This is a genomic window from Pseudocitrobacter corydidari (genome assembly GCF_021172065.1).
GTDB classification, from domain to species: Bacteria; Pseudomonadota; Gammaproteobacteria; order Enterobacterales; family Enterobacteriaceae; genus Pseudocitrobacter; species Pseudocitrobacter corydidari.
Genome location: NZ_CP087880.1, coordinates 2998071 through 3024168 on the forward strand (window position 1 = coordinate 2998071; position 26098 = coordinate 3024168).

Consider the following 26098-nt stretch of genomic DNA (forward strand, 5'->3'; position numbering starts at 1 on the left):
TAATTATAAGAGCACAACTCCAGTAACGTTATCATACGCACTAATCAGGGCTTCGCAAGACTGCGATTTTCACTTTTTTTACGCTACAATCCTATAAATTTACCATTAGTTCGGTGAACATGAGCGCACGCAAACAGGCGCAAAAGTGTTTTGTTTTTAACCAATTGATTTATCTAATCAATTCTCATCAGGATTCAGAGGAATGGTGTATACCGTAGCGTTAACGGGTGGCATTGGCAGTGGCAAAAGTACCGTCGCTGATGCATTTTCTCACCTGGGAATTAACGTTATTGATGCCGATATCCTCGCCCGTCAGGTTGTCGAACCGGGAACCCCGGCTTTACGTGCCATTGTGGAACACTTTGGCCCTCAAACCCTGACGCCGGATGGCGCCCTTAATCGCCGCGTTTTACGCGAGCGCATTTTCGCTAACCCTGATGAAAAAGCCTGGCTTAACGCCCTGCTTCATCCGCTTATTCAGCGGGAAACCCAGCAGCAAATGCAGCAGGCCACCTCGCCGTACGTTCTGTGGGTGGTGCCATTGCTGGTAGAAAACAATCTTGCTTCCCGCGCCGATCGCGTGCTGGTGGTGGATGTTACACGCGATACGCAAATTCTTCGTACCATGCAGCGCGACCAGGTGTCGCGAGAGCATGCTGAGCACATACTTGCCGCCCAGGCGACGCGCGAACAGCGGCTTGCGGTGGCTGATGACGTCATTGATAACAACGGCACACCAGAGGCGATTGCTTCGGATGTTGCCCGCCTTCACGCACGCTATCTTGAGCTCGCGGCGCAGGCTGTATCACAGGAAAAACCTTAATGCACACCCACATCCTTTTTGAGCACCCCCTGAACGAAAAAATGCGTACCTGGCTGCGTATTGAGTTTCTCAACCAGCAGCTACACACCCAGCTACCCATCACGGATCACGCCAGCGCATTACACTTTTTTCGTAATTTAGGGGATTTACTGGATGTGTTTGAACGTGGCGATGTTCGCACAGAGATGCTCAAAGAGCTGGAGCGCCAGCAACGTAAATTGCAGGCCTGGAATGAAGTACCAGGCGTTGACCAGAGCCGTATTGATGCGGTCCGTCAGCAGTTGAAAAACAGCGGCAGCATTCTGATGGCCGCGCCGCGTATCGGTCAGTTCCTGCGCGAAGATCGCCTGATTGCCCTTGTGCGTCAGCGTTTAAGTATTCCCGGCGGCTGTTGCAGTTTCGATCTGCCCACGCTGCACATGTGGCTGCATGCGCCACAGCAGCAGCGTGATGCGCAGGTAGAAATCTGGCTTGCCAGCCTCGAGCCGCTGAATCAGGCGCTGGATCTGATCCTCGATCTGGTGCGTAACTCCGCCCCTTTCCGCAAGCAGACCAGCCTCAACGGTTTCTACCAGGATAACGGCGAAGATGCCGACCTGCTGCGCTTACAGTTGGATTTGTCCTCACAGCTTTACCCGCAAATTTCCGGGCATAAAAGCCGCTTTGCCATCCGCTTTGTGCCGTTGGACAGCGAGAATGGCGTCATTCCTGAACGTCTGGATTTCGAACTGGCTTGTTGCTAAGGAGACACTATGTCTGAAGAAACTATCGTTAACTGCCCCACCTGCCAGAAGCCGGTTGTCTGGGGCGAGCAAAGCCCGTACCGTCCGTTTTGTTCTAAACGCTGCCAGCTGATTGATTTAGGTGAATGGGCGGCAGAAGAGAAACGCATTCCGAGCGCAGGTGATTTATCTGATAGCGACGACTGGAGTGAAACCCCGCAGTAATTCTGCGATGCCTGATGGCGCTTCGCTTATCAGGCCTACGGCAATACGCCGATTGTAGGTCGGATATGGCGAAGCCGCATCCGACACCACTGCCGCACTATGCCTGATGGCGCTTCGCTTATCAGGCCTACGGCTATACGCCGATTGTAGGTCGGATAAGGCGAAGCCGCATCCGACACTTAACGCGCACAATGCCTGACGCGCTTCGCTTATCAGGCCTACGGGGTTTGTATTAATTTTTCGATAACTGGGGCATTGGCTGGCGGAAACTCATCGGCAATCAGCGCATTCTGTGCAACCCATCGTCCCGGTTGCCCCTCTTTTCCCCATGGCTCACCCTGCCAGTTTTCCACCAGCCAGAACCACAGCGTGATATGGCGATCGGGGAACGCGTACTCCAGCTTATCAAACAGCTGCGGTTCGCTGGCGGTAATACCAACTTCTTCTTCAAGCTCGCGGATCATCGCCTCTTCGGCTGTTTCACCCGCTTCAATTTTACCACCCGGAAATTCCCATTTATTTGCCATGTGAGCATCAGCGGCGCGTTGGGTAATGTAAATCTCCCCCGCATCGTTGCGAATAATGCCGACGGCGATTTGCAGTATTTTCATAGTGTCTCATCCAAAAAAAAGGCGCAGATCTCTGCGCCTTTTGCTTTTTTATCAGACCTTAGCTCAAACGGCCATGGCACTGTTTGTATTTTTTACCGGAACCACACGGGCACGGATCGTTACGGCCGATTTTACGTTCGCCCGTTTGTGCTGCCAGTTCCTGTGCCGCCGCAGTGTTCTCGTCCTGGTGGCTAAGCTGCTGCATCTGTGCCAGGCGCTCGGCCTCTTCACGACGCTGCTGTTCCATCTCTTCCACTTCTTCCGGCATGCGAACCTGTACTTTGCTGAGCGTGCTGATCACTTCATATTTCAGTGATTCCAGCATCGCCGCGAACATGGAGAAGGATTCGCGTTTGTACTCCTGCTTCGGATCCTTCTGCGCATAGCCACGCAGGTGGATACCCTGACGCAGGTAGTCCATCGCCGCCAGGTGCTCTTTCCACAGGGAGTCGAGGGTTTGCAGCATCACGCCTTTTTCGAAGTGACGCATCATCTCAGCACCAACCACTTCTTCTTTACGCTGGTAGACTTCAACTGCGCTCTGCAGAATACGCTCACGCAGAGTTTCTTCGTGCAGTTCCGGCTCTTTGTCCAGCCATTCGGAGATCGGCAGTTCGAGGTCGAAGTCGTTTTTCAGACGTTCCTGCAACCCTGGCACGTCCCACATCTCTTCCAGCGACTGCGGCGGAATGTGCGCATCGATGGTTGCTTTAAAGACATCTTCACGGATGCTGTTGATGGTTTCACTCACATCGCTCACATCCAGCAGTTCATTACGCTGGGTGTAGATGGCGCGACGCTGGTCGTTGGCGACGTCATCGTATTCCAGCAGCTGTTTACGAATATCGAAGTTGCGGCTTTCAACTTTACGCTGCGCGTTGGCAATCGCTTTGGTCACCCACGGGTGTTCAATAGCTTCGCCTTCTTTCATGCCCAGTTTACGCATCATGCCGGAAACACGGTCAGAGGCAAAAATACGCATCAGCGCATCTTCCATCGACAGGTAGAAGCGGGAAGAACCGGCATCACCCTGACGGCCTGAACGGCCACGCAGCTGGTTATCGATACGGCGAGATTCGTGACGTTCGGTACCAATAATGTGTAAACCACCGGATGCCAGCACGGCATCGTGGCGAACCTGCCAGTCAGCTTTGATCTGTGCGATCTGTTCCGGCGTTGGATTTTCCAGCTCGGCAACTTCCGCCTGCCAGCTACCACCGAGCACGATATCGGTACCACGACCCGCCATGTTGGTAGCGATGGTAACCGCTGCCGGATAACCCGCCTGCGCAACAATCGCTGCTTCGTTGGCGTGGAATTTGGCGTTCAGAACGTTATGCTTGATACCCGCTTTTACCAGCTCGTTAGAAACCACTTCGGATTTCTCGATGGAGATAGTACCGACCAGCACCGGCTGACCATTGGCAGTACGTTCTTTAATGTCCGCAATGATCGCCTGGATTTTTTCCGCTTCGGTCATGTAGACCAGGTCCGGCATGTCTTTACGGATCATCGGACGGTTGGTCGGTACCACCACGGTATCCAGCTTGTAGATAGAGCTGAATTCGAAGGCTTCAGTATCTGCGGTACCGGTCATACCGGCCAGTTTTTCGTAAAGACGGAAGTAGTTCTGGAAGGTGATGGATGCCAGCGTCTGGTTCTCGTTCTGGATTTCCACGCCTTCTTTCGCTTCAACGGCCTGGTGCAGGCCATCGGACCAGCGGCGACCCTGCATGGTACGGCCCGTATGTTCATCGACGATGATGACTTCGCCATCTTTCACGATGTAGTCAACGTCACGGGTGAACAGCACGTGCGCGCGCAGCGCAGCGGTAACGTGGTGCATCATCATGATGTTGCCCGGGGAGTACAGCGACTCGCCCTCTTCCATGATGCCTTCTTTAACCAGCAGCTCTTCAATCAGTACCAGACCACGTTCAGTCAGGTTAACCTGACGCGCTTTCTCATCAACAGAGAAGTGGCCCTCGCCCTGGAAAGTCTCGGAGTCTTCTTTATCCTGACGAACCAGATGCGGAATAATTTTGTTCATTTTCTTATACATTTCCGAGCTGTCTTCAGCCGGGCCGGAAATGATAAGCGGGGTACGCGCTTCATCGATAAGGATGGAGTCGACCTCATCCACCAGCGCATAGTGCAGTTTACGCTGCACGCGCTCTTCAGGGCTGAACGCCATGTTATCGCGCAGGTAGTCAAAGCCGTATTCGTTGTTGGTGCCGTAAGTGATGTCGGCTGCGTACGCTTCGCGTTTTGCCGGGGCTGGCAGGCCAGACATATTGATGCCAACGCTCATACCGAGGAATTCGAACAGCGGACGGTTGTTTTCGGCGTCACGTTGCGCCAGGTAGTCGTTGACGGTCACGACGTGAACGCCTTTACCGGTCAGCGCATTCAGATACGCTGGCAGGGTCGCAGTCAGAGTTTTACCTTCACCGGTACGCATTTCCGCGATGCAGCGATCGTTAAGGACCATACCACCGAGCAGCTGCACGTCGAAGTGACGCATGCCAAAGACGCGTTTACTGGCTTCACGGACGACCGCGAACGCTTCCGGGAGCAGGCTTTCCAGGCTGGCGCCTTTTTCCAGGCGCGCGCGGAATTCCGCGGTTTTGCCTTTCAGCTCGTCATCGGAGAGTTTTTCCATCTCCGGTTCCATCGCATTAATGACAGCTACCGCTTTGCGCATACGGCGCAGGGTACGGTCGTTACGACTACCAAATACTTTCGTTAATAAATTGATTAGCATAATAAAATCTCAAACGCCCCGCTTTGCGGAGTCAGGAAAATAAAAGAAAGACGACTATTTTCAGACGAGGCGCTGCGGCCCGGCGCGAATGCCCTGAACCTGGCTCACCCACGCAGGGATGCTAAATACGGAAGGTGCGACCGACGGGGCAACGGCAGCCTGACGCACAATGGCCGGCGGCTTGCTTTCAACCGTGAGTAACGCATTAAGGGTGTCCAGCAAGGCAAGGTGCTGGGCGGCCTGCAATGGCGTGGTGGCCGTCGCTTCAGCGACAGGCAGCGCTTGTGGCGCCATGGCAAATGAGAGGTGGCGAATCACCGTGCGGATGGCATGCTGATGCCAGTAATCCACGTTAAACGATGGGCGACGATTCGCTTCCAGCAGGGCCAGCTGCGTGAAATTGACTTTCGCGGCAGGGTTATGATTGCTGGACGTCTCGCGGGCAGGCGAAGCAGGTTCGGCGTTATTTGCGAGCGCAGGCAGGCCGAAACTGGCAGCAACCATCCCCAACAGGAGATGCGGCCAGAAATAGCGTCTACCTAACTGTCGCCAACGCGTCAGTAACCCACTCACGTAATGTCTACCCCAGAGATTATTATTTTTCGCGCACAGATATTACCATTAATGCTGGATATCGACAGCATCAATGAAGAGAACGTCGCTGAAAAGTGCGCAAGAAAACAGCAATCGCACAAAAACAGGAATTTTCGAGGGGAAATAAAAAACGACTGGTTCCCTGACCGGAGAGAGTGCCAGGTTGCCAGTCGAATTTATGAAATGGTCAGGCTTATGCCAGAACCATTGTCGGTGCTTTGAACGCCAGTGGCAGTTCGGCGTCGTCTTCGAAGGTCACATATTCCCAGGCTTCCTGTTTTGCCAGGACCGCCTGCAGAAGTTTGTTATTCAGCGCATGACCGGATTTGAACGCGGTAAATGCACCAATAATGTTGTGACCACACATGAACAAGTCACCGATCGCATCCAGCATTTTGTGACGAACGAATTCATCTTCAAAACGCAGACCGTCTTCGTTCAGTACGCGATAATCGTCAACAACGATGGCACAATCGAAGCTGCCGCCCAGGCACAGGCCACGGGACTGCAGATATTCGATATCACGCATGAAACCGAAGGTACGTGCACGACTAATCTGGCGCATAAACGCGTCGGCAGAGAAGTTCATTGCATAGCGCTGGGTGCTGGCATCAATCGCCGGATGGTTAAAGTCGATGGTAAAGTCCAACGAAAAACCATTGTACGGTTTGAATTCAGCCCACTTGTCGCCATCTTCGACACGTACGGTCTCTTTGATGCGAACAAATTTCTTCGCGCAGTTCAGTTCATCGATGCCGGCATCCAGCAGCAGATAAACGAACGGCGCAGCACTGCCATCCATAATTGGGATTTCTGGCGCATCGACTTCAACAACGATGTTGTCGATACCCAGCCCCGCCAATGCGGCGTTGAGGTGCTCTACGGTCGAAATCCGCACGTCATGCTCGTTCACCAGACAAGTACAGAGCATTGTATCACGCACAGATTTGGCATCGGCCGGAAAATCTACCGGTGGATTCAAGTCGGTGCGACGATAGATGACCCCGGTATTGGCCGGCGCAGGGCGTAAGGTCAGTGTGACTTTCTTGCCGGTGTGTAAACCGACGCCAGTCGCCTGAACGATACGTTTAAGTGTCCTTTGTTTGATCATCGTATAATCTCGCCAAATTAACTATCCAACCGAAGTGTACTATACATTCGGACGGCCAGTTTAGCACAAAGAGCGGGGATTCCCAACTTTGAGCTAATTCTTAATCAGCCTGCTTACGTAAAAACGCTGGGATATCCAGGTAGTCCGGCTCTTTGGTGGTCTGCGGCGTATTGTCGTTAACCACTTTAGCGGCTGGTTTCTGCTCCTGCGTCAGCGGCGTCATGCCGTGCTGCTGGTAGCGATCCATAACCGGCTGCTGAGTCTGCTTGTTGGTCACCAGGGTAATTTCCGGACGTTTGTCCATACCAATACCGGTTGCAACAACAGTCACGCGCAGTTCGTCGTTCATATCCGGGTCAAGAGAAGTACCGATAACCACGGTCGCGTTATCCGATGCAAATGCACGGATGGTGTTACCCACCGTTTCGAACTCATCCAGACGCAGGTCGAAGCCAGCGGTGATGTTGACCAGCACGCCGCGAGCGCCAGACAGGTCGATATCTTCCAGAAGTGGAGAAGAGATCGCCATTTCAGCCGCTTCTTCAGCACGGTCTTCACCGCTTGCCAGGCCAGAGCCCATCATGGCATAGCCCATTTCTGACATCACGGTACGCACGTCAGCAAAGTCGACGTTCATCAGACCCGGGCGAGTAATCAGCTCGGCGATACCCTGAACCGCGCCCTTCAGTACGTCGTTTGCCGCGCCGAAGGCGTCAAGCAGAGAGATACCGCGACCCAGCACTTTCAGCAGCTTGTCGTTCGGGATGGTGATCAGGGAGTCCACGTGTTTGGACAGTTCAGTGATACCCTGTTCCGCGAATGCCATACGCTTTTTGCCTTCAAAGTTGAAAGGCTTAGTCACGACAGCAACGGTCAGAATACCTAAATCTTTAGCCACTTCAGCCACAACAGGCGCTGCACCCGTACCGGTGCCACCACCCATGCCTGCGGCGATAAAGACCATGTCTGCGCCATCTAATGCAGCGCGCAGTGCTTCGCGGTCTTCATCAGCAGCATTACGGCCCACTTCCGGGTTTGCACCCGCACCCAGACCTTTGGTAATACCGCTACCGATCTGGATAGTCTGGCCAACAGCAGTTTTACGTAACGCCTGAGCGTCGGTATTCACTGCGAAAAATTCAACACCTTCGATGCGCTCGCGCACCATGTGCTCAACGGCATTACCGCCGCCGCCACCGACGCCGATGACTTTAATCACCGCGTCGTTGGTCAGTTCCATAGGTTCAAACATAGTCTCTCTCCGTTTTATACACTTTTTCCATCAGACCGCTCTACCACAGCCTGAAAGACATCGTGTATGTGCCTGTCGCCTGAAAGCGCTAATTTTCTGCGCTCTCTTAAAAAATTAAAACTCTTTTCGCAGCCAGCTGTTCAATCGCTTAATCCATGAACCAACCGATGCGGTTACGCGCTTGTCTACTTCTGCTTCACCACTCAAATGGGACTCTTTCCCGTAGTGCAGCAGGCCCACAGCCGTTGAGTAATACGGCTCCTGGGCGTAATCCGTCAAACCGGTGATATTCAGCGGCGCGCCAATACGCACCTGCGTATGGAACACGCGCTGGGCGCAGGCCGCCAGGCCTTCAATTTGCGCCGCGCCACCGGTGAGCACAATCCCCGCCGCGAGGTGATGTTTGACCCCTTGCTGGCGAAGCTGTTCCTGTAACTGCAAAATTTCTTCGTTGACCAGATTAAGCAGCTCGGTGTAGCGCGGCTCAATCACTTCTGCCAACGTCTGGCGTTGCAGGCTGCGCGGCGGACGACCGCCCACGCTCGGCACTTCAACGCTCTCATCTTTGCCCACAATGGAGCCCAGTGCACAACCATGGCGCACTTTAATCGCTTCGGCATCGCTCGGCGGCGTACCGAAGGCGTAAGCGATATCGCTGGTGACCACGTTCCCTGCATAAGGGATGACTTTGGTGTGGCGCAGCGCCCCGCCAGTATAAACGGCGATGTCCATTGTACCACCACCGATATCTACTACGCAGACACCCAGTTCACGTTCATCTTCCGTCAGGACCGAATAACTGGCTGCCAGCCCGGCAAATATCAGTTGGTCAACTTTCAGGCCACAACGTTCCACAGCTTTAACGATGTTTTTCGCCATATCGTTGTGGCAGGTAATCAGATGAACCTTGGCCTGCATACGCACGCCAGACAAGCCGACCGGGTTTTTGATCCCTTCCTGGTAATCAATCGCGTATTCCTGCGGAATAACGTGCAAAACACGGTGCTCATCGCGGACGCGAACGGATTTCGCCGTATGCACCACGTTTTCGACATCTTCCTGCGTCACTTCTTCTTCTGAGATAGGCACCATGCCAATCTCATTTTGACAGCTTATGTGTTTGCCGGAAAGCGCCAGATATACAGAGGAGATCTGGCAATCCGCCATCAATTCAGCCTGGTCGATAGCGCGCTGTACGCATTTCACTACCGACTCGAGGTCATTTACCCCACCTTTGTCCATACCCCGCGATGGGCAACTGCCCACGCCGATGATATTGACCATGCCGTCGGGCAGAACTTCCCCTACTAAAGCGGCGACCTTCGCGGTGCCAATCTCCAGTCCAACTACCAGTTTTCTGTCCGTCGCCTTGATCATTGTTGTTCTGCCTGTGCCTGATTCTGTTGTTGACTGGTTTCTTCGACAGGGGCAGGCTCCCAACCTACTGACGCCCCTGAGTCATAGCGCAAATCAACGTAGCTAATCCGATTACCTTCTGTTTGCGCCTGCTGCTGAAGAACCGGATACAGTTCTAAAAAGCGCTCAAGCCGCTTCATGGTGTCACCCCGTCCCAGGTTGAGCTTGATACCATCGCCCAACGTTAACTGCCAGGAACGGCGCGCCGTCATTGCCGCCACTTTTAATGTGAACTTCCCTTTCGCCAGCACGGCTCCCATGTCGCGGTATCCCTGCAAGACTTCGCTTTCGCTGCCTTCAGGGCCATACAGCATGGGCAAACTCTGCTTGTTGGCGCGATCGGCGGGTACGCTGAAGGAGTTGCCTTCGGCATCCACCATATGCTGATCATTCCAACGTGCAATCGGCACATATTCAACCAGATGAATCTTCAATTCGTCTGGCCACTGCTTTCTTACGCTCGCCTGCTTAATCCACGGCAGGCGTTCAATTTGCCCCTGAACGATGTTCACGTCCTGAGTCATAAAGGTGCCTGGCGACCCGAGCGCCAGAATAGACTGGCGGATGTCGTCGTTGCGCGTGTAGTGCCGCTCGCCGGTGACCACCAGTTTCGAGATAGGCAAACGCTGCGCATCTTCCATCCAGCCCAGCACGACCCAGCCGCTAATCAACACGGTCAACAACACCGCCAGCAGGAAGATAATTCCTGCAAGACGCGTTCCATTATTGCGCCGCGAAGAATTGTACTCTTCTTCTTCACGGTTCCGCGTATTCAGCGCAGCCTGCGACATATCACCCCGCCAGGTCCAGAATTCGTACTACCAGTTGCGAGAAGCTCATTCCCGCCTGACGCGCCGCCATCGGCACCAGACTGTGGCTGGTCATCCCCGGAGAGGTATTCGCCTCCAGCAGATAAAGCTGACCATCACGGTCTTGCATCACGTCAATTCGACCCCAGCCACGACAGCCAAGAACAGTCCATGCTTTTAACACCAGAGACTGCATTGCTGCTTCCTGGGCGTTATCTTCGCAACCAGGACAGAAATACTTCGTCTCATCAGAGAGATACTTCGCATCATAATCATAGAAGGTTCCGGCAGGTTGGATGCGAATTGACGGTAAAATTTCTTCGCCAAGCACCGCAACGGTGAATTCGGGGCCACTGAGCCATTTCTCCACCAGAACTTCTTCATCATGTTGAAACGCCAGCGTTAACGCCTGGGTCAATTCACCACTCTCGTTAACTTTTGACATCCCAACACTTGAGCCTTCACGGCTCGGCTTGACGATGAGCGGCAAACCAAGTTCGGTAAGCTGCTGTTTTACTTCGTCATTCAGCCCTGACTCAAATTCTTTACGCGTGATTGCCACCCATGGCGCAACCGGTAAACCCGCGCCCTGCCACAGCAGTTTGCTGCGCAGTTTGTCCATCGAAATGGCCGATGCCATCACGCCGCTACCGGTATAGGGCAGTTTTAGCAGTTCCAGTAATCCCTGTAACGTGCCATCTTCCCCGCCTCGACCGTGAAGTGCAATAAACGCTTTCTGAAAGCCCATATTTTTCAGCTGGGTAACATCGACCTCTTTCGGGTCGACCGGATGCGCATCGACACCCGCCTCACGCAGGCCAGCCAGCACGGCGGCCCCGGAGTTCAGCGAAACCTCACGCTCTGCGGAGGTGCCCCCCAGAAGGACAGCGATTTTATCAGCCATGACGCTCTTCCTCCTGAGTTTGCGGCTTGAGTTTGATTTCAGCTAAGTTACGCGCGATTTTGCCGATATTTCCAGCGCCCTGAATCAGCACTAAGTCGTTGCCCGTCAGTACCGGTGCCAGCATTTCAGCGACCTGAGCCGGGTCGGAGACCAGAATCGGGTCAACTTTACCTCGACCGCGGATCGTGCGGCACAGCGAGCGGCTGTCTGCGCCCGGAATCGGTGCTTCGCCAGCCGGATACACATCCAGCATCAGCAATGCGTCAACCTGCGTCAGCACGTTGGCAAAATCATCGTACAGGTCGCGCGTACGGGTATAACGGTGCGGCTGGAACACCATCACCAGATTTTTATCCGGCCAGCCCGCGCGTGCGGCTTTAATGGTGGCGTCCACTTCCGTTGGGTGATGGCCATAGTCATCAACCAGCATCGCAGTACCCGCTTTGCCATTCACTTCGTCCAGCGGATATTCACCGAGGAAATCGAAGCGGCGGCCTGTGCCCTGGAAGCTTTCCAGCGCGCGCAGAATGGCGTCGTCTTCAATGCCCTCTTCCGTGGCGACCGCGACGGCGGCGGCGGCGTTCAGGGCATTATGACGCCCCGGCGCATTCAGGGTGACGTGCAGGTTTTCTTTATCCTGACGCACCAGCGTGAAGTGCCCCTGCGGCCCCACCTGCTGATAGTCTTCGACGCGTACATCCGCGTCATCGCTAAAACCGTAAGTGGTGGTTTGACGGCCTACGCGCGGCAGCAGCTCGCGGATCACCGGATCGTCCACACACATCACCGCACGACCGTAAAACGGCAGGTTGTGCAGGAAGTTGATAAACGTCTGCTTCAAATTCTCGAAGTCGCCCTGGTAGGTATCCATGTGGTCGGCTTCAATGTTGGTGACAATCGCCACCATCGGTTGCAGATGCAGGAACGACGCGTCGCTCTCATCCGCTTCCGCAATCAGGTAACGGCTGTGGCCCAGACGCGCATGCACGCCCGCGGCTTTTACCAGACCACCGTTGACGAAAGTCGGGTCCAGCCCGGCTTCCGCGTAAATACTTGAGACCATCGCGGTGGTGGTCGTTTTACCATGCGTCCCGGCGATGGCGATGCCGTGACGAAAACGCATCAGTTCAGCCAGCATTTCAGCGCGGCGAATCACCGGAATTCGCGCTTCATGTGCAGCAACGATTTCCGGGTTATCAGCAGAAATTGCCGTTGAGACCACCACCACGCTCGCATCGCGGACGTTTTCCGGGCGATGGTTGAAATAGATCGTGGCGCCCAGCTGCGACAGCTGCTGCGTAACCGGGTTCGGTGCCAAATCGGAACCGCTGATCTGATACCCTTCGTTGGCCAGAACTTCGGCGATACCGCCCATACCGGCACCGCCGATACCCACAAAGTGAATGTGCCGGACGCGACGCATCTCGGGCACAATGGAACGCAGTTTCGCCAGTTGTTGTGTATTCATTCTCTCAACGCCATCGACTTCTAAAATTCGTGCAGCGCAATGCGCGCCGCGAGGGTTAAGCCTGAGCTGCCAGGCTTACTGCTTTTGCTACTCGCTCTGTTGCATCCGGGATTGCCGCTGCGCGTGCGCGCTCTGCCATTTCCAGCAGGGTTTTGCGGTCCCATAGTTCGAGCGTGGTGGCAACCGCTTCAGCGGTAAACTGCGGTTGCTCATAAATTTTCGCCGCGCCGGCTTGTTCCAGCGGCAGCGCATTCCAGTACTGCTGTCTGTCTTTATGCTGGAACGGCACAAAGATAGCCGGCAGACCGGCCGCAGCGATTTCACTGACGGTCAGCGCACCGGAACGGCACACCACCACATCAGCCCAGGCATACGCGGCAGCCATATCATCGATAAACTCGGTGACTTTATGCTGCGGCTCGCCCGCGTCTTCATACGCCTGCTCGACGGTTTGCTGCGCACCTTTACCGCTCTGATGCCAGATGGTAATGGTTTCGCCCAGCTTCGACGCCACCTGCGGCATGGTCTGGTTCAGGATGCGCGCACCCTGCGAACCGCCCACGACCAACACACGTACCGGGCCTTCACGCCCCGCCAGACGCTGTTCCGGCAGCGGCAGCGCCAGCACATCGACGCGAACCGGGTTACCCACCACTTCCGCACCAGGAAATGCGCCGGGAAACGCCTGCATCACGGTTTTCGCGATCTTCGCCAGCCATTTGTTGGTCAGGCCAGCAATGCCATTCTGTTCGTGCAGCACGACGGGAATTCCCAGCGACCATGCCGCCAGACCGCCAGGGCCAGAAACATAACCGCCCATGCCCAGCACCACGTCCGGCTTAAAGCGCTTCATGATCGCGCGCGCCTGACGCCAGGCATTAAAGATGCGCAGCGGCGCAAGCAGTAATGCTTTTACACCTTTGCCACGCAAGCCAGAAATACGAATAAAGTCGATTTCGATACCGTGTTTCGGCACGAGATCCGCTTCCATACGATCGGCGGTACCCAGCCAGCGTACTTGCCAGCCCTGGTCCATTAAATGGTGCGCAACCGCCAGCCCGGGGAACACATGCCCGCCGGTACCGCCTGCCATCACCATTAACCGCTTCGTTTCACCGCTCATCTGGAACCTCGGGTAAACGCCTGGGCTTTTTCCAGACGTGTTTCATAATCTATACGTAACAGGAACATAATCGCCGTCGACATGATCAGCAGACTGGAACCACCGTAACTGATAAGCGGCAGTGTCAGACCTTTGGTCGGCAGCATACCGGCTGCCGCGCCGACGTTAACCAGCGCCTGGAAACTGAACCACACGCCAATAGCGCAGGCCAGAAAACCGGCGAATCGCTGGTTGAGTTCCAGCGCTTTACGCCCAATGGACATCGCGCGGAAAGCGACGAAGAATACCATTAAAAGCGCCAGTACCACACCGATATAACCGAGTTCCTCGCCGATAATGGCGAAGATGAAGTCGGTATGCGCTTCCGGCAGATACTCCAGTTTTTGCACCGAGTTGCCCAGCCCTTGCCCCCACATTTCACCGCGACCAAAAGCCATCAGTGATTGGGTAAGCTGGTAACCGCTACCAAACGGATCTTCCCACGGGTTCCAGAACGAGGTCACACGTCGAATACGGTACGGCTCGGCGAGGATCAACAGCACCACCGCTGAAATCCCCATACCGATGATGGCGATGAACTGCCACAGCTTCGCACCGGCCAGGAACAGCATCGCCAGCGTGGTCACGAACAGCACAACGACCGTACCGAGGTCCGGCTGTGCCAGCAGTAAAATCGCCAGCACGAAAATGACGCCCATCGGCTTTAAAAAGCCGCGCAGGTTGTTACGTACTTCGTCGGCTTTACGCACCAGGTAGTTGGCGATGTAGCAGAACAGCGACAGCTTGGTGAACTCCGCTGGCTGAATACGCAGCGGGCCGAAGGCAATCCAGCGAGATGCCCCGTTAACCGAGCTGCCGACGACCAGAACAATCAGCAGCATGACGATAGACGCAATCAGCATCGAGGTACTGTAGCGCTGCCAGAATTCCATCGGCAGACGCAGGGTGATCATTGCCAGCGCAAACGCCAGCACGATATAGAGACCATCACGTTTGGCGAACAGGAAAGGATCGTTCGCCAGACGCTGACCGACCGGCATGGATGCCGAGGTCACCATGATGAAACCGATCGCCGCCAGGCCGAAGGTCAGCCACAGCAGGGTGCGATCGTACATCACCAGGCTGTCGTTATCCTGTGCCCGGGAGCCCATCACCCAGCCTTTCAGCGCGGCAAATACCCACGCCAGGATGAAGAACCCTGGCAGGCGAGGCATTTTCAGGCGCGGGAGGGATAAACGCATCAACCTAACTCCTTCGCCAGTCGCGCAAACACGTCGCCGCGCTGCTCGAAACTTTTAAACTGATCGAGGCTGGCGCAGGCCGGGGATAGCAGCACCATATCGCCCGCTTTCAGCTGCGGGGCAATGGCGCGCATCGCCTGTTCCATAGTCTCGGTTTCCGTGGCGATTTCAGGGCGCAATGCGGCAAGCTCGCTGCCGTCGCGACCAAAGCAGTAAAGACGAATATTATCCCCGGTCAGGTAGCGGGCCAGCGGGCTAAAATCGGCGGATTTCCCGTCGCCGCCCAGCAGCAGCCAGAGCGTGCCGTCAACGTGTAAGCCGTTGAGCGCCGCTTCCGTACTGCCGACGTTGGTCGCTTTTGAGTCGTTGATCCAGCGAACGCCATTGTGATTGAGCACCACCTGGAAGCGATGCGCCAGCCCGGCGAAGGTGGTCAGCGCCTTCAGGCTGCTGGCACGCGGCAGGCCGACGGCATCCGCCAGCGCCAGCGCCGCCAGCGCATTGCTGTAGTTGTGCTGCCCGGTAAGAGTCATCTCTTTAACGTTGAGAACTTTTTCACCTTTCACGCGCAGCCAGGTTTCGCCCTGCTGGCGATTCAGGTGGTAATCACCGACATCGACGCCAAAGCTCACGCAGCGCTCATCGGCACCGCGAATCGGCATAGTCAACGCATCATCGGCGTTCACCACGCAGGTTTTGGCATTTTCATAGACGCGCAGTTTGGCAGCACGGTACTGCTGCAGGCCAAACGGGTAGCGGTCCATATGATCTTCTGTGACGTTCAGAATGGTTGCCGCCGCAGCCTGCAAGCTGGACGTGGTTTCCAGCTGGAAACTGGAGAGTTCCAGAACATAGAGTTCGCGCGTCGGGTCGAGCAGCATCAGCGCGGGCAGGCCAATATTGCCGCCAACGCCAACGTTCACGCCCGCCGCTTTGGCCATTTCACCGACCAGCGTGGTCACGGTGCTTTTCCCGTTGGAACCCGTGATCGCCACAATTGGCGCTTGCGCTTCACGGCAGAAGAGTTCGATATCACCGACAATCTCGACGCCTGCATCAGCCGCTGCGCTCAGAGACGGGTGTGCCAGCGCGATGCCAGGGCTGGCGACAATCAAATCCGCAGCCAGCAACCAGTCATCATTCAGACTACCAACGTAACGCTCAACCTCTTCCGGCAGTTTATCCAGCCCAGGGGGAGTGGCTCGCGTATCCATCACGCGCGGCGTTACGCCACGCGCCAGGAAGAAATCGACGCAGGAGAGCCCGGTCAAACCAAGACCGATAATGACAACATTTTTACCCTGGTAATCTGCCATGATTAACGTACCTTCAGCGTAGCCAGGCCAATCAGCACCAGCATCAGCGAAATAATCCAGAAGCGCACAATGACGCGCGGTTCCGGCCAGCCTTTCAGTTCATAGTGGTGGTGAATCGGCGCCATACGGAAGATGCGCTGACCGCGCAGCTTGAAGGAACCGACCTGCAAAATCACCGACAGCGTTTCAACCACAAACACACCGCCCATAATCACCAGCAGGAACTCCTGACGCAGCAGCACGGCGATAATGCCCAGTGCGCCGCCCAGCGCCAGCGAACCGACATCGCCCATAAAGACTTGCGCCGGATAGGTGTTGAACCACAGGAAGCCCAGCCCTGCCCCGACAATCGCGGTGCAGACGATAACCAGCTCCCCCGCATGCCGCAGATACGGAATATGCAGATAGTTAGCGAAGTTCATGTTACCGGTCGCCCAGGCGACCAGCGCAAAACCACCGGCGACGAAGACGGTTGGCATAATCGCTAAACCATCCAGACCATCGGTCAGGTTCACCGCGTTACCGGTGCCCACTACCACGAAATAGGCCAGCAGAATGTAGAACAGCCCCAGCTGCGGCATCACGTCTTTAAAGAACGGCACCACCAGCTGCGTGGCGGGCGTATCTTTACCCGCCAGATACAGCGCGAACGCCACGCCCAGCGCAATCACCGACATCCAGAAATATTTCCAGCGCGCGATCAGGCCCTTGGTGTCCTTACGGACAACTTTGCGATAGTCATCGACAAAACCAATAATGCCGTAGCCGACCAGCACCACCAGCACGCACCAGACGTACGGGTTAGACGGATAAGCCCACAGCAACACGGAAACCACAATCGCGGTGAGGATCATGATCCCGCCCATTGTCGGCGTACCGCGTTTACTGAAGTGCGATTCCGGGCCGTCGTTACGCACAACCTGGCCGAAGGAGAGTTTCTGCAAATGGGCGATCATGCGCGGGCCCATCCACAATGAGATGAACAGCGCGGTCAGCAGGCTGACAATGGCGCGAAACGTCAGATAGGAAAAGACGTTAAAGCCGGAATAATATTTGACCAAATGTTCGGCCAGCCAAACTAACATGTCCCGTTCTCCTGTAATGCGCGTACTACCTCTTCCATGGCGGCACTACGTGATCCTTTCACCAGAATGGTGAGGGTTTGCTGTTCATTAATGAGCGTTTTAAGACGCGCAATGGCTGCTGCTTTGTCAGTGAAATGCTCGCCGACGCCGCTGGCAGAACTGATTGCCTGACTTAATTTACCAACGCTTAAGACTTTATCGATGCCCGCCGTTTTCGCAGCTTCGCCAACCTGAATGTGGCAGGCTTCGCTTTCCGCACCCAGTTCGGCCATATCGCCAACCACCAGCACGCGATAACCCGGCATCTCTTCGAGCACCTGCACCGCGGCGGTCATCGAACCGACGTTGGCGTTATAGGAGTCGTCGAGCAGCAGTTGGGTGTCGCTCAGGTGAATCGGGAACAAACGCCCCGGAACGGAGGTCAGCTTCGCCAGCCCGGCTTTCACCGCGTTTAAGTCTGCACCCACCGCCATCGCCAGTGCCGTCGCGGCCAGCGCGTTAGCAATGTTGTGGCGACCCGGCAGCGGCAGCAGTACGTCTACGTCGCCGGTTGGCGTTTGCAGCGTAAATTCGGTGCCGTGGCTGGTAACGTGAATATTGGTCGCGGTGAAATCGCTGTTCGCCGCATTCGGCGAGAAGCGCCACACTTTGCGCGAGCCAATAATCGCTTGCCAGTTCAGCCAGTCGTTGTTATCGGCATTCAGGATAGCGATGCCGTTAACCGGCAGGCCGGTGAAAATCTCACCTTTGGCTTTTGCCACGCCCGCAAGCGATCCGAACCCTTCCAGATGCGCCGCCGCGAGATTGTTCACCAGCGCCGCTTCCGGGCGAGTCAGGCTCACCGTCCAGGCGATTTCGCCCTGATGGTTGGCACCCAGTTCAATCACCGCGAATTCGTGTTCTTTCGTCAGGCGCAGTAATGTCATCGGCACGCCGATGTCATTATTGAGATTGCCTGCGGTATACAGCGTGTTGCCGCACTGGCCGAGAATGGCGGCGGTCATCTCTTTTACAGACGTTTTGCCGGAGGAGCCGGTCAGCGCGACAACGCGCGTTGGCACCTGCTGGCGTACCCATGCCGCCAGTTCACCAAACGCCAGACGGGTATCTTTCACCACCAGTTGCGGCAGATCGATATCCAGTTTACGGCTGACTAACAGCGCGCCCGCCCCACCCTCTTTCGCTTTTTCGACGAAATCGTGGGCGTCAAAACGCTCGCCTTTCAGGGCCACAAACAGGCAGCCCGGCGTTAATTTGCGCGTATCGGTGGTGACATCGTCGATACGCAGATCAGAACCGTTCAGTTCACCGTGCAGGATGCCAGCCAGTTCGCTAAGCGTTACGCTAATCATGCGATCACTCCCAGCAGACGCGCTGCGGTTACACGGTCGGAATAGTCGAGACGTTGAGTGCCGACAATTTGATAATCTTCATGACCTTTACCAGCCAGCAGCACCAGGTCATCAGGCTTCGCCTGCATGATGGCGTTAGTGACCGCTTGCGCACGTCCTTCCACCACTTTGGCGTGGCCGGCGTCAAGCATGCCCGCCAGAATGTCGTTGATGATGGCACGCGGCTCTTCGGTACGCGGGTTGTCATCGGTGACCACGGCGATATCGGCAAACTGCTCGGCAATCGCGCCCATCAGCGGACGTTTACCTTTATCGCGGTCACCGCCGCAACCAAAGACGCACCACAGTTTGCCCGCGCAGTGCAGACGCGCCGCTTCGAGCGCTTTTTCCAGCGCATCCGGCGTGTGCGCGTAATCGACAACCACCGTCGGTTTACCCGGCGCGCTGAACACTTCCATACGGCCGCAAACCGGTTGCAGGCTGGAAGCGGTTTTCAGCAGATCCGCCAGCGGATAACCGAGCGCCAGCAGCGTGGCCAGCGCCAGTAACAGGTTGCTGACGTTGAACGCGCCCATCAGGCGGCTTTCGATTTCGCCGTCACCCCAGGTCGAGCTGAAACGGATGGTTGCGCCGCTGTCGTGATAGTTCACCTCGGTCGCTTTTAACCAGCGCCCGTGGCAGTTCGGATTGATGTGATCTTCCATCGACACTGCAACCGCGTCCGGCAATCTTGCCAGCCAGCGGCGACCCACTTCGTCATCGGCGTTAACAATCGCCTGACCACAGTGGTGCGTGGAGTAAAGCAGCCATTTAGCTGCTTCGTAATGTTCCATATCACCATGATAATCAAGGTGATCGCGGCTCAGGTTGGTAAACACGGAAGCCACAAATTTCAGTGCCGCCACGCGGTGCTGTACCAGCCCGTGAGAAGAGACTTCCATTGCCGCCAGCGTCGCGCCCTGGTCTGCCAGGCCGGACAGCACGTGCTGAACATCAACCGCTGAACCGGTGGTATTTTCTGTTGGGATCACTTTACCCAGCAGGCCGTTACCGACCGTGCCCATCACCGCGCTGGTTTCGCCCAGCAGTTGCCCCCACTGTGCGAGCAGTTGGGTGGTGGTGGTTTTACCGTTGGTGCCGGTCACGCCCACGAGGCGCAAACGGTCTGACGGTTCATGGTAAAAGCGCCCGGCCAGTGCCGATAAGCGCTCCGTCAACTGGCTGAGGTAAATAACCGGGACGCCGTGCATTTCACGGATTTCGCCATCGGTCGCTTCATCTTTTGCCTCGGCTATAATGGCAGCTACACCTTGCGCAATTGCCTGCGGGATATAACGACGCCCGTCCGCCTGATGACCAACCACCGCTACGAAGAGATCGCCCGATGCAGCCACACGGCTGTCGAGTGTCATCTCTCGCAGTGCTCGCTCCGGCGCATTTGGCACCCACGGAGCGAGAAGGTCGCGCAAATTACGATCTGCCACCTGTTCCCTCGCCTTGATTAATCACAAATTCACTTTTTTCGCCCGTTGCCAGCGCATCCGGCTCGATGTTCATGGTGCGCAGAACGCCGCCCATGATGGCACCGAAGACCGGCGCGGAAACGGCGCCGCCGTAGTATTTACCTGCCTGCGGGTCGTTGATGACCACCACCAGCGCAAAACGCGGCTGGCTGGCTGGCGCAACGCCCGCGGTGTAAGCAATATATTTATTGATGTAACGCCCGTCTGGCCCCACTTTTTTCGCCGTACCGGTTTTGATGGCGATGCGATAGCCTTTGATCGCCGCTTTCACGCCGCCGCCGCCAGGCAGCGCCACGCTTTCCATCATGTGAACCACGGTACGTACGATGGATTCCGGGAAGATACGTTCGCCTGGAACCGGAGGGTCAACTTTGGTTATCGACAGCGGACGGTAAACCCCGTAGCTGCCTATCGTTGCGTAGACTCGCGCTAACTGTAACGGCGTTACCATTAGCCCGTAGCCGAAAGAGAAGGTGGCCCTCTCTATGTCAGACCACCGTTGTTTTTGAGGATATAAGCCACTGCGTTCTCCGACCAACCCCAAATTGGTCGCTTTTCCCAATCCAAAACGTGAGTAAGTCTCTACTAACGCTGAGGACGGCATCGCTAACGCCAGCTTGGAAACACCGACGTTACTCGACTTCTGTAGTACCCCGGTCAGGGTCAATTCGCTGTAGCGCGCCACGTCTTTAATTTCGTGGCCGTTAATACGGTAAGGAATAGTATTCAGCACGGTATTTTCACGCACCACGCCGCGCTGCAACGCGGTCATCACCACCATCGGTTTAACCGTTGAACCCGGTTCAAACACGTCGGTGATGGCGCGGTTACGCATGGTGTCTTTGGCCGTGCCGGAGAAGTTGTTTGGGTTATAAGACGGGCTGTTCGCCATCGCCAGCACTTCGCCGGTGTTCACATCCACCAGCACTGCGCTGCCCGATTCCGCTTTGTTAAACGCCACGGCGTTGTTCAGTTCGCGGTACACCAGCGCCTGTAAACGCTCATCGATGCTCAGCGCAAGGTTGTGCGCCGCCTGGCTGTCCGTTGAGGAGATATCCTCGATAACGCGACCGTAGCGATCTTTACGCACGATACGTTCGCCCGGTTGCCCGGTGAGCCATTTATCAAAGCTCTTCTCGACGCCTTCGATCCCCTGGCTATCGACGTTAGTGAAGCCAATGAGATGAGAGGTAACTTCGCCCGACGGATAGTAACGGCGCGACTCTTCACGCAGATGAATGCCCGGCAGTTTGAGTTTTTTGATGTAGTCCGCCATGTCAGGGTTAACCTGGCGAGCAAGGTAGATAAAGCGCCCTTTCGGGTTCGCATTGATACGATTTGCCAGCTGATCCAGCGGCAGATTCAGCGCGGTAGAGAGCGCGTTCCAGCGATCGCCGACGCTCACGCCGCCCGCATCATGCACTTCTTTCGGGTCGGCCCAGATGGCTTTTACCGGTACACTTACCGCCAGCGGGCGGCCAGAGCGGTCGGTGATCATCCCGCGAGAAGTTGACACTTCCTGAACGCGCAGGGAACGCATATCGCCCTGACGCACCAGCATATCCGGATTGATTATCTGCAACCAGGCCACGCGGCCCAGCAGGAAGCCGAGAGCCACCAGAATACAGCCGCACAGCAACGCAAAACGCCAACTGATAAAGTTGGCCTGTTCTTCCTGACGTTTTGGTTTAAGCGTCTTTCCCGCTGCTTTCATGCGTTGCGATAATCCTTATTTCTGTACAACTATGTTTTCTTTTGACGGATCAACATGTTGCATTTGCAACTTTTCCGTAGCGATACGCTCAACCCGGCTATGATCGCCGAGGGCGTTCTCTTCTAAAATCAGGTTGCGCCATTCGATATCCAGCGCATCACGTTCCAGCACCAGCTGCTCGCGTTGGGCGGTTAACAGACGGGTATGGTGCGCCGTCGTCACCACGGTGACAGCCGTAACAATGATGCAAATGAACAGGCAGAGTGGCAGCTTCCCAAACCGCAAAAGATCGTCTCCGATAACGCCAGGCAAGGCATGGCGCTCGTTACTTCCAATCGATCCCTTAACTTTGCTTAGGGCTTCTGTCACTCTGCTGATCATGCGTTCGTCCTCTCTGCGATACGCAGCACTGAACTACGGGCACGTGGATTTTCAGCCACTTCTTCTTCGCCCGGCATCAACTTGCCTAGCGCTCGTAAATGACGGCCACCCAGCTTCCTGAGTTGCTCTTCAGTCATCGGTAACCCTGCCGGAACCTGCGGACCGCGGCTTTGCTCACGCATAAAGCGTTTTACAATACGGTCTTCCAGCGAGTGGAAACTGATAACCGACAGCCGCCCACCCGGGGCCAGCACGTCGATCGAGCCTTTTAGCGCCTGCTCTATCTCCTCCAGTTCACTGTTCACCCAGATGCGCACCGCCTGGAAGGTACGGGTCGCGGGATGTTTGAATTTGTCTTTCACCGGCATCGCCACCGCCACCACTTCCGCCAACTCTTTGGTGCGGGTCATGGGCTCAATGCGATTACGCTCAACGATGGCGCGGGCAATACGTTTACCGAAGCGTTCTTCACCGTAGGTTTTAATCACCCAGGCGATATCCGCTTCATCTGCCGTTTGCAGCCATTCGGCGGCAGACTGGCCGCGCGTCGGGTCCATACGCATATCCAGCGGCCCGTCGCGCATGAAAGAGAAGCCGCGTTCAGCATCGTCAAGCTGTGGTGAAGAGACACCAAGATCGAGCAGAATGCCGTCGATCTTGCCTGTAAGTTCGCGCTCACTAACATAGTCAGCCAATGCGGAGAAAGGACCATGAATGATGGAGAAGCGAGGATCATCAATGGTGTTTGCTACGGCAATAGCCTGCGGGTCGCGATCGATAGCCAGCAGTCGCCCCTGCTCGCCAAGCTGCGAGAGGATAAGACGCGAGTGGCCACCGCGACCAAAAGTACCATCGATGTAGATACCATCCGGGCGAATATTCAGGCCGTTGACGGCTTCGTCCAGCAGTACCGTTTTATGTTTAAAAGTTTCCATCATTTTATAAGGACAAATCCTGCAACCGTTCCGAAAGCGCGTCTGAAGCGGTTTGCTCAGCGTCGATATCTTCCCTGACCCGTTGATACCAGGTCGTTTCATCCCACAGTTCAAACTTGTTGAACTGCCCAACCAGCATCACTTCTTTTGTCAATCCGGCATGTTGCCGTAAAACCGGTGCGATCAAGAGTCGCCCCGCGTTATCCATTTGGCATTCGCTGGCATGCCCTAACAACAACCGCTGTACGCGGCGTTCTGCGGGATTCATGCTCGACAAACGCGAGAGTTTTTGCTCGATGATTTCCCATTCGGGCAGGGGGTAAAGCAGCAGGCATGGGTGATGGATGTCAATGGTGCACACCATTTGACCGGTAGCGTTCTCAATCAGCGTATCCCGATACCGGGTAGGGACGGCTAAACGCCCCTTGCTGTCGAGATTAACTAACGTTGCCCCCCGGAACATGCCAGCTTCACCCCTTCTCGCCACTTTAACCCACAAATTCCCACCTGAAGGAGTTTACGGAGCAGAGGAAAAGCTTGTCAAGCCAGCATCTATGCCAACGGAGCTTAAAAACCCACTCTTTGCGGCCATTAATAGCCCCGATTAAATTCCGTACTACTGTCGAGGCAAATTAACGTCATGAATATGTGTAAGAAAAAAACTCAACAGATTCGTAACATTTTACGGTCACTAAATATCGTCAATAGAATATATAAAGTGTCAGTTTGCGACGCGAGCGGCATTTTAGGACATTCTGATGTTCGTTAACAGCCCTTGTTATGTCCGTTATCGGTATTTAAAAGGCTTGTCTGGCGCGGCGCGGAGGGCTGTCTTAAGAAGTGGCTGTTATTTCAGCATTCGTCGTTATGAATGTAACAAAATAATTCATAATTGAGTTAATTTTACTTTCCATTTACTTAATTGACGACGTATCAAACGGATAATGCGGTAAATGAAATAAGAACCTTAAAAAAATGAGGATTATTCTGAATAATATAAGGCAGCTAATGATCTGGCGATAAAGACAATATAAATGCTCTATCGCCAGCAGGCTTAACGACGGCTCAGACTGCCCCGACGGTAAAGATTACGACGAATGCGGCTCAGGCCTGGCTTCGGTTTGCGCGGTTCATCGAGACTCGCCAGCACAATTTCCAGCACCCGCTCGGCCACATCGCGGTGACGCTGCGCCACGGCAAGCACCGGGCACTGCAGGAAATCGAGCAGTTCATTATCGCCGAAGGTGGCAATCGCCAGCTCTGAAGGCAGCTTCCCTTCGCGGCGCAGCGTCACGTCCATCACGCCCTGCAACAAGGCAAATGACGTCGTGAACAGCGCATCCGGCATAGGATGGGTTTCCAGCCATTTTTCAAACAGCACGGCAGCCGCTTCGCGCTCATAGCTGTTGGCGTAGAGGTAGTGAACTTCGCGAGGGTCATCTTTCCACGCGGTACGGAAGCCCTGTTCACGCAGGAAGCTCACGGAGAGTTCCGGTAACGCACCTAAATAGAGGACCGTTTCTGCCGGGAACTTACGTAGCTCTTCCGCCAGCATTTCGGCATCGTCCTGATCGGCCCCGACGACGCTGGTGAAATGTTCGCGATCCAGCGCGCGGTCCAGTGCGACGATGGGGAATGAATCATTCGCCCAACGCTGATAGAAAGGATGTTCCGGCGGCAGAGACGTGGAAACGATGATGGCATCGACCTGGCGTTGCAGCAGATGCTCAATACAGCGCATCTCGTTGTCGGGCTGATCTTCCGAACAGGCGATCAACAGCTGATACCCACGCTGACGCGCCTGGCGTTCAAGATAGTTCGCAATACGGGTATAGCTGGTGTTTTCCAGGTCAGGGATCACCAACCCGATGGAACGCGTGCGTCCCGCACGTAACCCGGCAGCGACGGCGTTAGGATGGTAGTTATGCTCGCGCACCACGGCCATCACTTTTTCGACTGTTTTATCGCTGACGCGATACTGCTTGGCCTTACCGTTAATCACATAGCTGGCGGTGGTTCGTGACACACCGGCAAGCCGGGCGATTTCATCCAGTTTCACAATTGCCCCTTGCTTAACTTGTACAATCCATAACCATTGTTAAATTATGGAATAAAATTTATAACATCTAACCGCAGATTCCTGGCAGCGGCAATAGCTTTTGTTCGCAGTTACTGCCCGTTTCGCAAAAAAAAGCCCAACGCGACGCTGGGCTACGTAAAACGGATGAGTTCTGCACTAACGCATGATCTTATCGCCGCGCGAGAGCCCCACTACGCCCGAGCGCGCCACTTCAACGATTCGGGCAACATCACGCAGCGACGCAAGGAACGCATCCAGCTTGTCGCTGGTGCCCGCCAGTTGAACGGTATAAATAGAGGGCGTGACGTCGATAATTTGCCCACGGAAGATTTCCGTGTTGCGTTTCACTTCGTCGCGCCCGTAACCGCTGGCCTGCACTTTAACCAGCATGATTTCACGCTCAACGTACGCGCCCTGGCCGATTTCATTCACCCGCAGCACATCCACCAGCTTGTGCAGCTGCTTTTCAATCTGCTCAATGGCTTTGTCATCGCCGACCGTTTGAATGGTCATACGCGAGAGGGTTGGGTCGTCGGTGGGTGCAACGGTCAGGCTCTCAATGTTGTAGCCACGCTGTGAGAAAAGACCAATTACGCGTGACAGCGCGCCCGATTCGTTTTCCAGCAATACAGATAATATCCGGCGCATA

Annotated in this window: 24 protein-coding genes; 3 read left to right on the top strand and 21 right to left on the bottom strand. The window is 55.3% G+C overall.

Annotation, left to right across the window (positions count from 1 at the left end):
- Window positions 1-202 precede the first annotated feature (202 nt).
- From coaE to yacG, 3 genes are read left to right on the top strand one after another with little or no spacing between them, the layout of a single operon-like run.
- Complete coding sequence (coaE, locus tag G163CM_RS14000; protein WP_231825377.1) at window positions 203-823, top strand: dephospho-CoA kinase; 621 nt, start codon at window positions 203-205, stop codon at window positions 821-823.
- Window positions 823-1566 (top strand): cell division protein ZapD, encoded by a 744-nt coding sequence (zapD, locus tag G163CM_RS14005; RefSeq protein WP_231825378.1) that lies wholly within the window; start codon window positions 823-825, stop codon window positions 1564-1566. Before coaE ends, zapD begins: the two co-directional genes overlap by 1 nt.
- Before the next feature lie 9 nt (window positions 1567-1575).
- Window positions 1576-1770 (top strand): DNA gyrase inhibitor YacG, encoded by a 195-nt coding sequence (gene yacG / locus G163CM_RS14010; protein WP_015965911.1) that lies wholly within the window; start codon window positions 1576-1578, stop codon window positions 1768-1770.
- A 218-nt stretch (window positions 1771-1988) separates the two neighbouring features.
- Here yacG and mutT read toward each other — a convergent pair whose 3' ends face one another.
- The 21 genes from mutT to ilvN form a co-directional block, all read right to left on the bottom strand.
- Window positions 1989-2381: an 8-oxo-dGTP diphosphatase MutT gene (gene mutT, locus G163CM_RS14015; RefSeq protein WP_015965912.1), complete on the bottom strand. Its 393-nt coding sequence runs from the start codon at window positions 2379-2381 to the stop codon at window positions 1989-1991.
- A gap of 58 nt (window positions 2382-2439) precedes the next feature.
- Window positions 2440-5145 carry a preprotein translocase subunit SecA gene (gene secA / locus G163CM_RS14020; RefSeq protein ID WP_231825379.1) on the bottom strand — a complete coding sequence of 902 codons (2706 nt, stop codon included), beginning with the start codon at window positions 5143-5145 and terminating at the stop codon, window positions 2440-2442.
- A 60-nt stretch (window positions 5146-5205) separates the two neighbouring features.
- Window positions 5206-5718, bottom strand: coding sequence for a secA translation cis-regulator SecM (secM, locus tag G163CM_RS14025; RefSeq protein WP_015965914.1), 513 nt, complete (start codon window positions 5716-5718; stop codon window positions 5206-5208).
- 214 nt (window positions 5719-5932) lie between these two features.
- Window positions 5933-6850, bottom strand: a complete 918-nt coding sequence (gene lpxC / locus G163CM_RS14030) for a UDP-3-O-acyl-N-acetylglucosamine deacetylase (RefSeq protein ID WP_015965915.1) — start codon at window positions 6848-6850, stop codon at window positions 5933-5935.
- Window positions 6851-6950: 100 nt separating this feature from the next.
- A complete protein-coding gene (gene ftsZ / locus G163CM_RS14035) occupies window positions 6951-8102 on the bottom strand; it encodes a cell division protein FtsZ (protein WP_015965916.1) in 1152 nt (383 codons plus the stop codon).
- A 114-nt stretch (window positions 8103-8216) separates the two neighbouring features.
- Complete coding sequence (gene ftsA / locus G163CM_RS14040) at window positions 8217-9479, bottom strand: cell division protein FtsA (protein WP_015965917.1); 1263 nt, start codon at window positions 9477-9479, stop codon at window positions 8217-8219.
- Window positions 9476-10309, bottom strand: a complete 834-nt coding sequence (gene ftsQ, locus G163CM_RS14045) for a cell division protein FtsQ (protein WP_015965918.1) — start codon at window positions 10307-10309, stop codon at window positions 9476-9478. Before ftsQ ends, ftsA begins: the two co-directional genes overlap by 4 nt.
- Window position 10310: 1 nt before the next feature.
- Window positions 10311-11231 carry a D-alanine--D-alanine ligase gene (locus G163CM_RS14050; RefSeq protein WP_231825380.1) on the bottom strand — a complete coding sequence of 307 codons (921 nt, stop codon included), beginning with the start codon at window positions 11229-11231 and terminating at the stop codon, window positions 10311-10313.
- Window positions 11224-12699 (bottom strand): UDP-N-acetylmuramate--L-alanine ligase, encoded by a 1476-nt coding sequence (gene murC / locus G163CM_RS14055; RefSeq protein WP_015965920.1) that lies wholly within the window; start codon window positions 12697-12699, stop codon window positions 11224-11226. Before murC ends, G163CM_RS14050 begins: the two co-directional genes overlap by 8 nt.
- A 55-nt stretch (window positions 12700-12754) precedes the next feature.
- Entirely contained in the window at window positions 12755-13822 is a 1068-nt protein-coding gene (murG, locus tag G163CM_RS14060; RefSeq protein WP_231825381.1) for an undecaprenyldiphospho-muramoylpentapeptide beta-N-acetylglucosaminyltransferase, read from the bottom strand.
- Window positions 13819-15063 carry a cell division protein FtsW gene (gene ftsW, locus G163CM_RS14065; RefSeq protein WP_015965922.1) on the bottom strand — a complete coding sequence of 415 codons (1245 nt, stop codon included), beginning with the start codon at window positions 15061-15063 and terminating at the stop codon, window positions 13819-13821. The genes murG and ftsW overlap by 4 nt, the downstream gene beginning before the upstream one ends.
- Window positions 15063-16379 carry a UDP-N-acetylmuramoyl-L-alanine--D-glutamate ligase gene (gene murD, locus G163CM_RS14070; protein ID WP_015965923.1) on the bottom strand — a complete coding sequence of 439 codons (1317 nt, stop codon included), beginning with the start codon at window positions 16377-16379 and terminating at the stop codon, window positions 15063-15065. Before murD ends, ftsW begins: the two co-directional genes overlap by 1 nt.
- Before the next feature lie 2 nt (window positions 16380-16381).
- On the bottom strand, window positions 16382-17464 hold the full coding sequence (mraY, locus tag G163CM_RS14075; RefSeq protein ID WP_015965924.1) for a phospho-N-acetylmuramoyl-pentapeptide-transferase: 1083 nt from the start codon (window positions 17462-17464) through the stop codon (window positions 16382-16384).
- On the bottom strand, window positions 17458-18816 hold the full coding sequence (murF, locus tag G163CM_RS14080) for a UDP-N-acetylmuramoyl-tripeptide--D-alanyl-D-alanine ligase (RefSeq protein ID WP_231825382.1): 1359 nt from the start codon (window positions 18814-18816) through the stop codon (window positions 17458-17460). Before murF ends, mraY begins: the two co-directional genes overlap by 7 nt.
- On the bottom strand, window positions 18813-20300 hold the full coding sequence (gene murE / locus G163CM_RS14085) for a UDP-N-acetylmuramoyl-L-alanyl-D-glutamate--2,6-diaminopimelate ligase (protein ID WP_015965926.1): 1488 nt from the start codon (window positions 20298-20300) through the stop codon (window positions 18813-18815). The genes murF and murE overlap by 4 nt, the downstream gene beginning before the upstream one ends.
- Window positions 20287-22053: a peptidoglycan glycosyltransferase FtsI gene (gene ftsI / locus G163CM_RS14090; protein ID WP_149463100.1), complete on the bottom strand. Its 1767-nt coding sequence runs from the start codon at window positions 22051-22053 to the stop codon at window positions 20287-20289. The genes murE and ftsI overlap by 14 nt, the downstream gene beginning before the upstream one ends.
- Before the next feature lie 15 nt (window positions 22054-22068).
- Window positions 22069-22434: a cell division protein FtsL gene (gene ftsL / locus G163CM_RS14095; protein WP_015965928.1), complete on the bottom strand. Its 366-nt coding sequence runs from the start codon at window positions 22432-22434 to the stop codon at window positions 22069-22071.
- Window positions 22431-23372: a 16S rRNA (cytosine(1402)-N(4))-methyltransferase RsmH gene (gene rsmH, locus G163CM_RS14100; protein ID WP_231825383.1), complete on the bottom strand. Its 942-nt coding sequence runs from the start codon at window positions 23370-23372 to the stop codon at window positions 22431-22433. The genes ftsL and rsmH overlap by 4 nt, the downstream gene beginning before the upstream one ends.
- Window position 23373: 1 nt before the next feature.
- A complete protein-coding gene (gene mraZ / locus G163CM_RS14105) occupies window positions 23374-23832 on the bottom strand; it encodes a division/cell wall cluster transcriptional repressor MraZ (RefSeq protein WP_041686318.1) in 459 nt (152 codons plus the stop codon).
- A gap of 591 nt (window positions 23833-24423) precedes the next feature.
- The gene (cra, locus tag G163CM_RS14110) at window positions 24424-25428 is read right to left on the bottom strand and encodes a catabolite repressor/activator (RefSeq protein ID WP_015965931.1); all 1005 of its coding nucleotides are present in this window, start codon (window positions 25426-25428) and stop codon (window positions 24424-24426) included.
- Between the two features lie 177 nt (window positions 25429-25605).
- Window positions 25606-26097 (bottom strand): acetolactate synthase small subunit, encoded by a 492-nt coding sequence (gene ilvN, locus G163CM_RS14115; RefSeq protein ID WP_015965932.1) that lies wholly within the window; start codon window positions 26095-26097, stop codon window positions 25606-25608.
- Between the last annotated feature and the right edge of the window lies 1 nt (window position 26098).

Excerpts from the sequence above, each read along its gene's own strand:
- coaE (WP_231825377.1), top strand. The coding sequence starts at position 203 with ATGGTGTATACCGTAGCGTTAACGGGTGGCATTGGCAGTGGCAAAAGT.
- zapD (WP_231825378.1), top strand. The coding sequence starts at position 823 with ATGCACACCCACATCCTTTTTGAGCACCCCCTGAACGAAAAAATGCGT.
- yacG (WP_015965911.1), top strand. The coding sequence starts at position 1,576 with ATGTCTGAAGAAACTATCGTTAACTGCCCCACCTGCCAGAAGCCGGTT.
- mutT (WP_015965912.1), bottom strand. The coding sequence starts at position 2,381 with ATGAAAATACTGCAAATCGCCGTCGGCATTATTCGCAACGATGCGGGG.
- secA (WP_231825379.1), bottom strand. The coding sequence starts at position 5,145 with ATGCTAATCAATTTATTAACGAAAGTATTTGGTAGTCGTAACGACCGT.
- lpxC (WP_015965915.1), bottom strand. The coding sequence starts at position 6,850 with ATGATCAAACAAAGGACACTTAAACGTATCGTTCAGGCGACTGGCGTC.
- ftsZ (WP_015965916.1), bottom strand. The coding sequence starts at position 8,102 with ATGTTTGAACCTATGGAACTGACCAACGACGCGGTGATTAAAGTCATC.
- ftsA (WP_015965917.1), bottom strand. The coding sequence starts at position 9,479 with ATGATCAAGGCGACGGACAGAAAACTGGTAGTTGGACTGGAGATTGGC.
- ftsQ (WP_015965918.1), bottom strand. The coding sequence starts at position 10,309 with ATGTCGCAGGCTGCGCTGAATACGCGGAACCGTGAAGAAGAAGAGTAC.
- G163CM_RS14050 (WP_231825380.1), bottom strand. The coding sequence starts at position 11,231 with ATGGCTGATAAAATCGCTGTCCTTCTGGGGGGCACCTCCGCAGAGCGT.
- murC (WP_015965920.1), bottom strand. The coding sequence starts at position 12,699 with ATGAATACACAACAACTGGCGAAACTGCGTTCCATTGTGCCCGAGATG.
- murG (WP_231825381.1), bottom strand. The coding sequence starts at position 13,822 with ATGAGCGGTGAAACGAAGCGGTTAATGGTGATGGCAGGCGGTACCGGC.
- ftsW (WP_015965922.1), bottom strand. The coding sequence starts at position 15,063 with ATGCGTTTATCCCTCCCGCGCCTGAAAATGCCTCGCCTGCCAGGGTTC.
- murD (WP_015965923.1), bottom strand. The coding sequence starts at position 16,379 with ATGGCAGATTACCAGGGTAAAAATGTTGTCATTATCGGTCTTGGTTTG.
- mraY (WP_015965924.1), bottom strand. The coding sequence starts at position 17,464 with ATGTTAGTTTGGCTGGCCGAACATTTGGTCAAATATTATTCCGGCTTT.
- murF (WP_231825382.1), bottom strand. The coding sequence starts at position 18,816 with ATGATTAGCGTAACGCTTAGCGAACTGGCTGGCATCCTGCACGGTGAA.
- ftsI (WP_149463100.1), bottom strand. The coding sequence starts at position 22,053 with ATGAAAGCAGCGGGAAAGACGCTTAAACCAAAACGTCAGGAAGAACAG.
- ftsL (WP_015965928.1), bottom strand. The coding sequence starts at position 22,434 with ATGATCAGCAGAGTGACAGAAGCCCTAAGCAAAGTTAAGGGATCGATT.
- rsmH (WP_231825383.1), bottom strand. The coding sequence starts at position 23,372 with ATGATGGAAACTTTTAAACATAAAACGGTACTGCTGGACGAAGCCGTC.
- mraZ (WP_041686318.1), bottom strand. The coding sequence starts at position 23,832 with ATGTTCCGGGGGGCAACGTTAGTTAATCTCGACAGCAAGGGGCGTTTA.
- ilvN (WP_015965932.1), bottom strand. The coding sequence starts at position 26,097 with ATGCGCCGGATATTATCTGTATTGCTGGAAAACGAATCGGGCGCGCTG.